This is a genomic window from Streptomyces sp. NPDC058955, assembly GCF_042741435.1.
In the GTDB taxonomy this organism is placed as follows: domain Bacteria; phylum Actinomycetota; class Actinomycetes; order Streptomycetales; family Streptomycetaceae; genus Streptomyces.
The window spans coordinates 60687-72852 of record NZ_JBHYKM010000029.1; the positions used below are offsets into that span (position 1 = coordinate 60687).

A 12166-nucleotide genomic window follows, 5' to 3' on the forward strand; every position below is an offset into this window, starting at 1 on the left:
GCCAGGGGGGGGCGCGGCCGCGGCCGCCCCCCCCCCCCGCCGCCGACCGCGCGGCGGCGCGGATGGCGGCCGGCGTCTGCCCGTCCGGCGCGATCGCCTTCCGGGCCGGGCCGGAGTCCGGCGGCGCGTAGCCGGGGGTACGCCCCCGGCCCGCGCGGTGCGGGCCGGGGCGCCTCGACGGCGGGGCTCCGGGTCAGGCCAGGACCTTGAGCGCGCCGGGGCGGACCCGGAGGGTGACCGGGAGGGTGGCGTCGACCTCGCCGTCCGCGCCGTACGGCAGGGGTCGGTCGGCCTCGACCCGTATCTCCTTGCCGCGCAGGATCTCGACCTGGGGGCGGTTCAGGTGCGCGCCGGTCTTCAGCTCGTTCATCATGGCGAAGAAGAGCCGCTTCGGCGCCTCGCGGATCACGACGACGTCGAGCAGTCCGTCGTCGAGCCGGGCCCCGGGCGCGATGTTCCGGCCGAAGCCGTAGAAGCCGGAGTTGGCCGCGACCACCGTGTAGCCGGTGCGCTCGTGGCGGACGCCGTCGACGGTGATCCGGTAGTCGGCGGGCTTCCAGGCGAGCACCGCCCGCAGACCGCCGGCGTAGTACGAGGCCGCGCCCCGCAGGATCCGCGAGGCGTTGGCGTGGCGGTTGGCGACCGCGTCGACGCCCGCGTACACGCTGCCGAGGACGCAGGTCCTGGCGTGGGTCGCGGACTCGACCTCGATGGTGTCGACGGCACGCGGCTCGCCGCCGAGCAGGACGGCGGCGAGCCCCGGCGCGTCGGTGGGCAGTTCCAGGGCGCGGGCGAAGTCGTTGCCCCGGCCCGCCGGCACCAGCCCGAGCACCGTGTCGGTGCCGCTGAGCGCGCCGCCGATGCCGCCGGCCATGCCGTCGCCGCCGACGGCGAGGACGACGTGCCCGCGCTCCCCGGCCCGCAGGGCGAGTTCGCGGGCGTGCTCCAGGCTGCGGCTGTAGACGGTGTCGAGTCCGGCGCCCGCCTCCCGGAGCAGCCGGGCCAGCGGGAGCAGGCCGGCCGTGCCGCTGGAACCCCCTGCGGTGGGGTTGACGACGGCGGTGAAGTGGCGCATGGATCAGTCCTCCGGGCGGCGGGAGAGGTGGTCAGCGGACGGGGACGAGGACTCCGGGGTTGAGCACGCCGGACGGGTCGATCTCGGCCTTGACGGCCTGGAGCACGCGGATGCCGAGCGGGCCGATCTCCCGGGCGTACCAGTCGCGGTGGTCGGTGCCGACGCCGTGATGATGGCTGATGGTGCCGCCGGCCGCCAGGATGGCGTCGTTGGCCGCCCGCTTGGCCGGCTCCCAGTGGGCGACCGGGTCCTCGCCCTGCGCGGAGACGACGGTGAAGTAGAGGGAGGCGCCGTTCTCGTAGGTGTGCGAGATGTGGCACATGACGAGGGGCGGGGTGCCGGCCTCGGTGAGGGTGGTGGTGAGGGCGTCGCGCACGGCGGTGTAGAGGCCGGGGATCGCGGACCAGAAGGCGGCGGTCTCCAGGGTCTCGGCGAAGGCGCCGGCGTCGAGGAGGGAGTCGCGGAGGTAGGGGGCGTTGTAGCGGCCGTGCTCCCAGCGGTCGCCGGGCTCCTCGCCGAGGTACTCGCCGTCGCAGGCCAGCAGGACCTCGCGGGCGGCGGCGCGGCGGACGGCGGTCTCCTCCTCGGTGCCCTCGTAGCCGACGATCGCCATGCAGCCCGGGTTCGGCGGGAGTTCGGCGCTGCCGATGGCGTCCGGCTGCGCGAGGCCGACGAAGGTCTCCGACTCGTCGGAGAGCCGCAGCACGGTGGGGCGGGGGCCGTCCTGGGCGAGGCGGCGCAGCGCCGCGGTGCCCGCCTCGAAGGAGGCGAAGCGCCAGCCCTCGTAGATCCGCCGGGCCGGCAGGGGGCGGACGCGGACGGTGACGGCGGTGATCACGCCGAGCGCGCCCTCGGAGCCGAGGATCAGCTGGCGGAGGTCGGGTCCGGCGGCCGAGCGGGGGGCCCGCCCCGTCTCCAGGGTGCCTTCGGGGGTGGCGACGGTGAGGCCGACGACCATCTCGTCGAAGCGGCCGTAGCCCGCGGACGCCTGGCCGCTGGAGCGGGCCGCGGCGAAGCCGCCGACGGAGGCCCATTCGAAGGACTGCGGGAAGTGGCCGAGGGTCCAGCCCCGGGCGTTGAGCAGTTCCTCGCAGCGGGGGCCGCGCAGGCCGGGCTGGAGGGTGGCGGTGCGGGAGACCTCGTCGACGGCGAGCAGCTGGTCCATGCGGCGCAGGTCGAGCGCGACGAAGGGGCGCTCGGTGGTGGGCGCGAGGCCGCCGACGACGGAGGTGCCGCCGCCGAAGGGCACGGCGGCGAGGCCGTGTTCGGCGCAGGCGCTCAGCACGGCGAGGACCTCGTCGTGGCCGGCCGGGAGGACGACGGCGGCGGGCACGTCCTCGACCTCGCCGGCGCGGATGCGCAGCAGGTCGGGGGTGGACTTGCCGCGGGTGTGCCGGATCCGGCTCTCGGCGTCGTCCCGGACGCCGTCCGGGGCGGCGACGGCCGTGCGCAGCGCGGCGCGGGCCTCGTCGGTGAGGGCCGGGGCGGGCGGTTCGATCGCGTCGGGGGGGGGGGGGGGGGCCCCCGCGGGGGGGGGGGGGGGGGCCGGGGGGGGGGGCGCCCCCCCCCCCCCCCGCGGGGGGTGACGCCGAGCAGGTCGCGCAGGAGGCCGGTGACCGCGTCGGGCAGGGGTGCCGCCTTGGCCGGGTCGCCCCAGCCGCTCCACAACATGTCCACTTCGAGAGGTTCCTCACGGTCTGTTTCACGGACGGCTCTGCCGCTCGGCCCGCACTGGCATTACACTGTGACAGATGACGCCCATTCGTCACAACCATGCAGACGCAGATCCCGTGCTCGACGCCGCACGCGACTGCGTGCTCGCCGTCGGCGTACGCCGCACCACCCTCACCGACGTCGCCCGGCGCGCGGGGGTGTCCCGGATGACGCTCTACCGGCGCTGGCCCGATGTGCGCAGCCTGGTCGGCGACCTGATGACCCGTGAGTGGATCGGCGTCGCCGCCGGGGCGATGCCCCCGTCCGACGACGACCGGCCGGAGCGGGAGCGGATCGTCGAGGGGCTCGTCGCGGGCACCGCCGCGTTCCGGGCGCACCCGCTCTTCCACAAGATCCTCGACGTGGACCCGGAGCTGCTGCTGCCGTACGTCCTCGACCGGCGGGGCGCCAGCCAGGACGCCCTCCTCGGCCTCCTCCACAGCGCGCTGGAGGACGGTCACGAGGACGGGTCCGTGCGACGGGTCCGCGCGGACCTGCAGGCCCGCTCCCTGCTGCTGGTCGTCCAGTCCTTCACGCTCTCGCTGCGCACCATGACCGACGAGACCGATCCCGAACTCAGCGAAGCCGCCTTCCTCGACGAGCTGCGCACCCTGCTGGAGAGGACCCTCACCCCGTGAACCCCACGAGCGGCACCGCCCTGCCCGGCTCCTCGCTGAACGCCGAGCGCCGCCGGCGCGAACTGGAACGACTCGCCGACACCACCGCCGCCGGCGACCGCACCGTCGACGTCCTCGTCGTCGGGCTCGGCGCCACCGGAGCCGGAGCCGCGCTCGACGCGGCGACCCGGGGGCTGAGCGTCGTCGCGGTCGACGCCCACGACCTCGCGTTCGGCACCTCCCGCTGGAGCTCCAAGCTGATCCACGGCGGGCTGCGCTACCTCGCCTCCGGCCAGCTCGACGTCGCCCACGAGAGCGCCGTCGAGCGCGGCGTCCTCATGGAGCGCACCGCCCCCCACCTGGTCCGCGCCCAGCCCTTCGTGCTGCCCCTCACCCCGCTGGTCGGGCGCGCCCAGGCGGCCCTCGCCCAGGCCGGGTTCCTCGCGGGCGACCTGCTGCGGGTCGGGGCCCGCACCTCGCGCGGCACGCTGCCCCGGCCGCGTACCCTCTCCGCCGTCGAGACCCGCCACCTCGCCCCGGCCCTGCGGCCCACCGGCCTGCGCGGCGGACTGCTCTCCTGGGACGGCCGGCTCTCCGACGACGCCCGCCTCGTGACCGCGATCGCGCGCACCGCCGCCGCCCACGGCGCCCGGATCCTCACCCGCACCCGCGCCCTCGAACTCCACGGCGACGGGGCGGTGCTCCGCGACGAGACCACCGGCGAGACGCTGCGCGTCCGCGCGCGCACCGTCGTCAACGCCACCGGGGTGTGGGCGGGCGGCCTCGTCGACGACGTCCGGCTGCGGCCCTCGCGCGGCACCCACCTGGTGCTGCGCGCCGAGGACCTGGGGCGGCTCTCCGCCGGCCTGCACATCCCGATCCCCGGCGAGACCAACCGCTTCGTGCTGGTCCTCCCCCAGGGCGACGGACGGGTCTACGTGGGCCTCACCGACGAGCCCCTCGACGGCGAGGTCCCCGACGTGCCGGAGGTCCCCGAGACCGACATCGGCTTCCTCCTCGACGTGCTCGGCTCCGCCCTGGACGTCACCGTCCGGCGGTCCGACGTCGTCGGCGCCTTCGCCGGCCTGCGGCCGCTGCTGGACACCCGGGACGCGGCCGGCCGCACCGCCGACATCTCGCGCCGGCACGCGGTCCTCACCTCCCCCGACGGCGTCGTCACCGTCGTCGGCGGCAAGCTGACCACCTACCGCCGGATGGCCCAGGACGCCGTCGACGCCGCCGTGGCCGCCCGCGGCCTGGACGCCGGCCCGTGCCGCACCGCGTCCGTCCCGCTCGTCGGCGCCGCCGCCCCGCGGGTCCTCGCCGGGCTGGACGTCCCGCCGCGCCTCGTGCACCGGTACGGCTCCGAGGCCCCGACCGTCCACGCCCTCGGCCTCCGGGACCCGGCGCTCGCCGAGCCCGTGGTGCCCGGCCACCCCGTCACCGGCGCCGAGCTGGTGTGGGCCGTCCGCCACGAGGGCGCCCTCGACGTCGCCGACGTCCTCGACCGCCGCACCCGCGTCGGCCTGGTCCCCGAGGACCGCGCCGTCGCCGAGGAGGCGGCCCGCGCCGCCCTGGCGGACGCCTCCCAGCTGCGCTGAGCCGACGCGGGGCGGGCGCGGCGGGCCCGGGTGGCACCCCACACCACCCCTTGGGACCATGGGCGTCGGAGGACAGCCATGACTCCCGACCCGCACGATTCCGCCCCGGACGGCCCCCCGGCACCCGAGCCGGCGGAGACGGGCGCCGGGGACGCCGGACCGGACGAGGGATCCGGGAAGCGCCGCCGGACGCTCCGCCTCACGCTCCCGGGCTGCTGGGGCGCGCTGCTGCTCGCCTGCCTCTCCTTCACGCCGTCGCTGCTCCCCCGCGGCGGCCTCCTCCAGGGGCTGATCTGCGGCATCAGCGCGGCCATCGGGTACGGGCTCGGCGTGGTCGGGGCGTATGTGTGGCGGGCCTTCGCCGACCGGGAGGCGCGTCCCGCGTCGACCCGGTCGTGGCAGGGCCTGGGCGTCGCCGCGATCGTGCTGTTCGGGCTCGCGTTCGGCTTCGGCCAGTACTGGCAGTACGAGATCCGCGACCTCATGGACGTCACGGACTACAGCCTGCCCGCCACCCTCGCCTGCCCCTTCGTCGCCGCGGCCGTCTTCCTCCTGCTGCTCCTGGCCGGCCGGGGCCTGCGCCGGATCTACCGGTGGCTCGCCCGCCTGCTGCGCCGCTGGATCGGCCCCCGGGCGGCGCGGGTGGTCGGCTGGCTCGTCGTGGCGGGCCTGGCCTGGTCCGTCGTCAGCGGAGTGCTGCTCTCCGGGTTCGTCGGCGCGGCCAACGAGGCGTTCTCCCTCCGGGACACCAGGACCCCCGAGGGCGTCGTGCGGCCCACGTCCGCGCTGCGCTCCGGCGGGCCCGGCTCCCTGGTGCCCTGGGACACGCTGGGCTACCAGGGACGGGCCTTCACCGGCAGCGGTCCGACGGCCGGGGACATCGGCGCGTTCACCCACCGCCCCGCGCGGGAGCCCGTCCGCGCCTACGCCGGGCTCGCGACCTCCGACGACACGGAGACCCGCGCGGAGCGGGCCGTCGCGGACCTCGAACGGGCCGGCGGCTTCGCGCGCGCGAACCTGCTCGTGATGACCACCACCGGCAGCGGCTGGGTCGACCCCGCCGCCGTGGACTCCTTCGAGTACCTCGGCGACGGCGACGCGGCGACCGTCGCCATGCAGTACTCGTACCTGCCGTCCTGGCTCTCCTACCTCGTGGACCAGTCCAAGGCCCGGGAGGCCGGCCGGGAGCTCTTCGACGCGGTCTACGACGTCTGGTCCAAGCTGCCGCAGGACGAGCGTCCGCGGCTCTTCGTCGCCGGCGAGAGCCTCGGCTCCTTCGGCGGGGAGACCGCCTTCAGCGGCGAGTACGACCTGCGCAACCGCACGGCCGGCACGGTCTTCGCCGGCCCGCCGAACTTCAACACCCTCTTCCGCGAGTTCAGCGACCACCGGGAGCCGGGCAGCCCCGAGATCGAGCCCGTCTACAAGGACGGCCGGACCGTCCGGTTCACCGACGACCCGACCACCGGCATCACCCCCACCGACCGGCCCTGGGACGGGACGCGGGTGCTGTACCTGATGCACCCGTCCGACCCCATCGTCTGGTGGAGCCCCGAGCTGGCGCTGACGCAGCCCGACTGGATCGGCGAGGCGCCCGGCGACGACGTGCTGGAGGAGATGGTCTGGATCCCGTTCGTGACCTTCTGGCAGGTCACCGCCGACCTGCCGTTCTCCACGGGCGTCCCGGACGGTCACGGTCACACCTACAAGGCCGCGTACGTCGACGCCTGGAACGCGGTCATGCGGCCGGCGGACTTCACCCCGCAGGACCTGGAACGGCTCCGCGAGGTCATCCGGCCGCCGGAGGAGTGACGTCGCCCGCGCGGGGCGCCCGGTCAGCGCAGCGCGAAGCCGACGACGTACCCGAACGCGTTGAGCGCCCAGTGGAACCCCATGGGCGCCAGCAGGCTGCCGCTGCGGCGCCGCAGTTCGCAGAGGACGACGCCGCCCGCCGCGGTGAAGAGCACGGCGGCCGCGACCGCGACGACGGAGCCGGCCGCGGAGTCCCCGAAGACGCCCGTCAGCGCCGGTTTCGCGGTGGCGAGGTGCAGCGACGGCAGGACGTGCCACAGGCCGAAGAGGAGGCTCGACACGGCCGTCGCCCAGACCGTCCCGCGGGCCCGCCGCACCAGCCCGTACAGCACGCCGCGGAAGGCGACCTCCTCCACCAGGACGGTGCCGACCGGGACCACCACGAGGACGCGCACCGCCAGCTCGGCGCCGGTCATCCCCGCGTACCGCCGGTCCTCGAAGAGGGAGCGGGTCGCCGGGACCAGCGCGGCGACGGCGTAGCCGGCACCCACCAGCGCCATCAGGACCAGCGCCCACCGGGCGCCGCGCGCCCGGGTCCCGGCCGCCAGGCCGGCGTCCGCCAGGGTGCCGCCCGCCCGGCGCAGCACCCCGAGGAGCAGGACGGTGACGGCGACGGCCGTCACCAGCCGGAGCAGTCCGTCCCAGTGGTGGAGGAGCAGATTGGCGGCGGCGAGGACGGCGAACACGAGGGCCACGGCCCACCGGGTGCCGAGGGGCCCACCCCACCGGCTCCGCAGCCCGTGGGGCGCGGAGCCGTCGTGGGGGGCCGGGCGCGGTGTGGCGGCGTCCGGCCGGCGGGGAGTCACGGGGAAGTCCGTCCTCCGGCGTACCGGCGGGTCGTCTCTCGTCCCTCCCTCCCCACCACGCTACCCGTCGCCCTCCCCCCGCGCCCGGCGGCACCGGACGGCGGGGGGCGAGGGCCGCGGGGCGTCAGGAGATGCGGTGGAGCCAGCCCTTCGGGTCGGGGGCGGTGCCGTGGTGGAGGTCCACCAGGGCCTCGCGCAGGGCGAGCGTCACGGGGCCGGGCTCGCCGTCGCCGATCGTCCAGTCGCCGTCCCGGTCCTTGACGTGGCCGACGGGGGTGACGACGGCCGCGGTGCCGGAGGCGAACACCTCGGTGATGCGGCCCTTCGCGCACTCCCGCCGCCACTGCTCCAGCGAGATCTTCTCCTCCCGGGGGACGTAGCCCATGCTCTCGGCGATGCCGAGCAGCGTGTCGCGGGTGACGCCGGGGAGCAGCGAACCGCTGAGGGCCGGGGTGACGATCTCGGCACCGGGTCCCGAGCCGCGCACGAAGAACATGTTCATGCCGCCCATCTCCTCGATCCAGGTGCGCTCCAGCGGGTCGAGCCAGACGACCTGCTGGCAGCCGGCCTCCTGGGCCTGGAGCTGCGCGACGAACGAACCGGAGTAGTTTCCGGCGCACTTGACGTTGCCGGTGCCGCCCGGGATGGCGCGGCTGTGCTCGTGGCTGATCCACACGGAGACGGTCTCCATGGCCTTGCCGAAGAAGCCGCCCGCGACGAACGCCATCATCAGGTACTCGTAGGTGTGGGACGGGCGGAGCATCAGGTTGGCGTCCGCGCCGAACATCATCGGCCGCAGGTAGATGCTGTGGCTCGGGTCGTCGGAGAGCAGGCCCTGGTCGGCCCGCAGCACCTGCTCGATGGAGTCGACGAACACGTCCTCGGGCAGCTCGGGCATGGCCAGCCGGCGGGCGGAGCGCTGGAAGCGGCGGGCGTGGTCCCACGGCCGGAAGACGGCCACGCCGCCGTCGGCCTGGCGGTGGGCCTTCAGCCCCTCGAAGATGACCTGGGCGTAGTGCAGGCCGATCGTCCCCGGGTGCAGGGTGAGCGGGCGGAGCCGGCCGAGCTCGGGCTTGTGCCAGCCGTCGGTGGGGTTCCAGGAGAGCGTGTACATGTGGTCGGTGAAGGCGTCGCCGTGGCCGGGGGCGCGGACGGGCTGGGGCGCGGACGCGGCGGCGGAGTCGTGGTCGAACGTGAGCGTCATGGCGGGTCCTTACGGGTCGACGGGGGTGGTGGGGTGGTGGGGTGCGCGCCGGTCAGACGAGCGGGGCGAAGAAGAAGGTGTCGCGGCGGTGGAACCGGCCGTCGGCGGCGATCCGGAAGAAGTCGGCGAAGCGCAGTCCGACCTCGGTGCCGTCGTGGAGCTCGCCGTGGAACTCGCCGTGGACGGCGATGTCGGAGCCGTCGGCGACGATCGTGGTGAGGGTGTGGCGGCCGGTGCGGATGACCCGGGTGCCGCCGTAGAAGCGGGTGAGGCCCTCGTGGCCGTCGAACGGCGGGTAGCCGGGCCGGTGGTAGACGGCGTCGGGGGTGAACAGGCCGACCAGGCCGGGGACGTCGCCGGCGTCGACGAGGTCGTAGTAGTGGCGCACCTGGGCCTCGGTGGAGGACGGGGTGGTGTCGGTCCGCATGGGGTCTCCTGGGTGTGGAGGATCGGGTGGGGACGGGTGGGTCGGTGGTTCAGCGCGCCGGCGGGGTGAGCCGGTCGGCGAGGACGCCGGCGATGCGGGCGAGCGGATCGGGCCGGGTCATGGCGCCGTGGGTGCAGGGCACGTCGTGGACGTCGAGCCGCCCGGCGACGTACGGCTGCCAGTCCCGCGGGTCCGGCCGGTGGCCGGTGCGGCCTTCGGTGGCGGCGAAGAACAGCAGGTCGCCGTCGAAGCGTTCGGGGACGAAGTCGTGCCGCAGCCGGACGTTGGTGGAGAACACCTCGGCGAGCGCGGCGAGTTCGGCGGCGGAGAAGTGGACGAGCGGTCCGCCGTCCGTGCGGACGGCCTGCTCGAAGCGGGTGAAGGTCAGGGGCTCGTCGGGGACCGGGAGGCCCAGGGAGGCCAGCAGGGCGGCGAGCGTGGTCGGGCAGTCGGCGGGCGGCGGGCCGCCGGGCCGCCAGGACGGGGGCGCGGGCGGGGTGCCGCCGGGTGCGGTGGGCGCGCCGGTGCGGCTGCCGGTCCCGGTGCCGTCGGCGGGGCGGTGCGGGTAGCCGTCCATGATCGCGAGGAGGGCGACCTGCTGGCCCTCGGCGCGCAGCCGGGTGGCGAGCGCGTGGGCGACGAGCCCGCCGAAGGACCAGCCGAGCAGGTGGTACGGGCCTTCGGGCTGCACCGAGCGGAGCTGGGCGAGGTAGTCCTTGACCATCGCGTCGAGCCCGGCCGCCGGCAGGTCCGGCGGGGTGAGGCCGCGGGCCTGGAGCCCGTACACCGGCCGGTCGGGGCCGAGGTGCCGGAGCAGGCCCGCGTACACCCAGCTGATCCCCGCCGCGGGGTGGACGCAGAACAGGGGCGCGGCCTGGGCGGTGGTGCCGCGCGGGCGCAGCGGCAGCGGGGAGGCGAGGGAGGTGTCGGCCCGTGCCGCCGGGGCGGCGCCGTCGAGGCGGGCGGCGAGGCCGGCGACGGTGGGGGCCTCGAAGAGGGCCTGGATGCCGAGGTCGGCGCCGAAGGCGCGGCGGATGCCGGTGACCAGGCGGGTGGCGAGCAGGGAGTGGCCGCCGAGGTCGAAGAAGCCGTCGTCGATGCCGACGGTCTCGACGCCGAGCACCTCGGCGAACAGCCCGCACAGCGTCTCCTCGCGGGCGTCCCGGGGGCCTCGTGCGCCGGCGGTGTCCGCGAGGGCGGGCCGGGGCAGCCGACGGCGGTCGAGCTTGCCGCTGGGGCTCAGGGGCAGCGCGTCGATCCGGACGAAGACGCTCGGGACCATGTGGGCGGGCAGGGCCCGGGCGAGGTGGTCGCGCAGTTCGCCGGTGCCGTCCGCGTCGTCCGTCGTCGCCGTCCCGTTCCCGGCGCCGACGACGTAGGCGACGAGACGCCGGTCGCCGGGCCGGTCCTCGCGGACCACGACGGCCGCCTGGCGGACGTCGGCGTGGCGGGTCAGCTCCGCGGTGATCTCGCCGAGTTCGATGCGGAAGCCGCGGAGCTTCACCTGGTCGTCGGCGCGGCCGAGGAACTCCACGGCGCCGTCGGCGCGTCGGCGGGCGAGGTCGCCGGTGCGGTACATCCGGCCGCCGGGCGGACCGAAGGGGGCGGCGGTGAAGCGTTCGGCGGTGAGGCCGGGGCGGCCGAGGTAGCCGCGGGCGAGCTGGACGCCGGAGAGGTACAGCTCGCCGGTCACGCCGGGCGGCACCGGGCGCAGCGCGGCGTCCAGGACGTGCACGCCGGTGTTCCACACGGGTCGCCCGATGGGGACGCCGACGGCTGCGGCCGGGGATCCGGTGGCCGCGTCGGCGGGGTCGAAGCGGTGGCTGGTGACGTCGACGGCCGCCTCGGTCGGCCCGTAGAGGTTGTGCAGCTCCGCCGTGCTCGCGGCGGCGAAGCGTTCGGCGAGGGCGGTGGGCAGCGCCTCGCCGCTGCAGACGACGCGCCGCAGGGAGCGGCAGGCGGTGACGTCGGTGGCGGCGAGGAACGCCTCCAGCATCGACGGTACGAAGTGGACGGTGGTGACGGAGTGCCGCCGGATCAGGCCGGCGAGGTGGTCGGGGTCCTTGTGGCCCTCGGGCCGGGCGACGACGAGGGTGGCGCCGGTGAGGAGCGGCCAGAAGAACTCCCAGACGGAGACGTCGAAGCTGGACGGGGTCTTCTGGAGCACCCGCTCGCCGGGTTCGAGGCCGTACGCGTGCTGCATCCAGGCCAGCCGGTTCACGATGGCGGCGTGGGTGACGACGACGCCCTTGGGGCGGCCGGTGGAGCCGGAGGTGTAGATGACGTAGGCCGGGTGGTCGGGCCGGGCCTCGGGGAGCGCGTGGACGGCAGCCGGTGCGGGGGCGGCTTCGAGCCGGGCGGTGAGGTCGGGGGTGAGGACGAGGACGGGTGCGGCGTCGTCGAGCATGTGGGCGACGCGGTCGCGCGGGTAGTCGGGGTCGACGGGCAGATAGGCCGCGCCGGCCTTGTGCACGGCGTACAGGGCGACGAGGAGTTCCACCGAGCGGGGCAGGGCGACGGCGACGACGCGTTCGGGGCCGGCGCCGTGTGCGACGAGGTGCCGGGCGAGGTGGTCGGCGCGGGCGTCGAGCGCGGCGTAGGTGATCCGCTGGTCCTCGAAGAGGACGGCAGTGGCGTCGGGGGTCCGGCGGGCCTGGTCGGCGAAGAGCCGGGGCAGGGTGGTGGCCTCGACGGGGGTGGCGGTGTCGTTCCAGTGGTGCCGGATCCGGTCGTGCTCCTCGTCGGTGAGGAGGTCCACGGAGCCGAGGGCCCGGTCGGGGTCGCCGGCGAGGGCGGTGAGGAGGACGGACAGGCGCCGGGCCAGCAGCTCCACGGTGGCGTGGTCGAAGAGGTCGGAGGCGTAGCCGAGCGTCCAGTCGATGCCGGCGGGCCGCCCCTCGGAGTCGTACCG

Annotated in this window: 8 protein-coding genes and 1 pseudogene; 3 read left to right on the forward strand and 6 right to left on the reverse strand. The window is 75.9% G+C overall.

What is annotated here, in order from left to right:
- Nucleotides 1-193 precede the first annotated feature (193 nt).
- Nucleotides 194-1075 (reverse strand): diacylglycerol kinase family protein, encoded by an 882-nt coding sequence (locus ACFW1I_RS14475; protein ID WP_384669711.1) that lies wholly within the window; start codon nucleotides 1073-1075, stop codon nucleotides 194-196.
- A gap of 31 nt (nucleotides 1076-1106) precedes the next feature.
- Nucleotides 1107-2752: pseudogene (locus tag ACFW1I_RS14480) on the reverse strand (FAD-binding oxidoreductase).
- A 74-nt stretch (nucleotides 2753-2826) separates the two neighbouring features.
- Here ACFW1I_RS14480 and ACFW1I_RS14485 point away from each other — a divergent pair.
- From ACFW1I_RS14485 to ACFW1I_RS14495, 3 genes are all read left to right on the forward strand, one after another.
- Nucleotides 2827-3426, forward strand: coding sequence for a TetR/AcrR family transcriptional regulator (locus tag ACFW1I_RS14485; RefSeq protein ID WP_384669713.1), 600 nt, complete (start codon nucleotides 2827-2829; stop codon nucleotides 3424-3426).
- Nucleotides 3423-5006, forward strand: coding sequence for a glycerol-3-phosphate dehydrogenase/oxidase (locus tag ACFW1I_RS14490; protein ID WP_384669715.1), 1584 nt, complete (start codon nucleotides 3423-3425; stop codon nucleotides 5004-5006). The genes ACFW1I_RS14485 and ACFW1I_RS14490 overlap by 4 nt, the downstream gene beginning before the upstream one ends.
- Before the next feature lie 78 nt (nucleotides 5007-5084).
- Nucleotides 5085-6818 (forward strand): alpha/beta hydrolase, encoded by a 1734-nt coding sequence (locus tag ACFW1I_RS14495; protein ID WP_384669716.1) that lies wholly within the window; start codon nucleotides 5085-5087, stop codon nucleotides 6816-6818.
- A gap of 23 nt (nucleotides 6819-6841) precedes the next feature.
- On the opposite strand, the gene ACFW1I_RS14500 is transcribed toward ACFW1I_RS14495, so the two are convergent.
- The 4 genes from ACFW1I_RS14500 to ACFW1I_RS14515 form a co-directional block, all read right to left on the reverse strand.
- Nucleotides 6842-7513 (reverse strand): CPBP family intramembrane glutamic endopeptidase, encoded by a 672-nt coding sequence (locus ACFW1I_RS14500; RefSeq protein WP_384669718.1) that lies wholly within the window; start codon nucleotides 7511-7513, stop codon nucleotides 6842-6844.
- Between the two features lie 235 nt (nucleotides 7514-7748).
- Nucleotides 7749-8828, reverse strand: coding sequence for a branched-chain amino acid aminotransferase (locus tag ACFW1I_RS14505; protein WP_384669720.1), 1080 nt, complete (start codon nucleotides 8826-8828; stop codon nucleotides 7749-7751).
- A gap of 52 nt (nucleotides 8829-8880) precedes the next feature.
- Nucleotides 8881-9255, reverse strand: coding sequence for a nuclear transport factor 2 family protein (locus ACFW1I_RS14510; RefSeq protein WP_384669721.1), 375 nt, complete (start codon nucleotides 9253-9255; stop codon nucleotides 8881-8883).
- A gap of 49 nt (nucleotides 9256-9304) precedes the next feature.
- On the reverse strand, nucleotides 9305-12166 hold a 2862-nt coding region (locus ACFW1I_RS14515), incomplete at its 5' end, for an amino acid adenylation domain-containing protein (protein WP_384669722.1).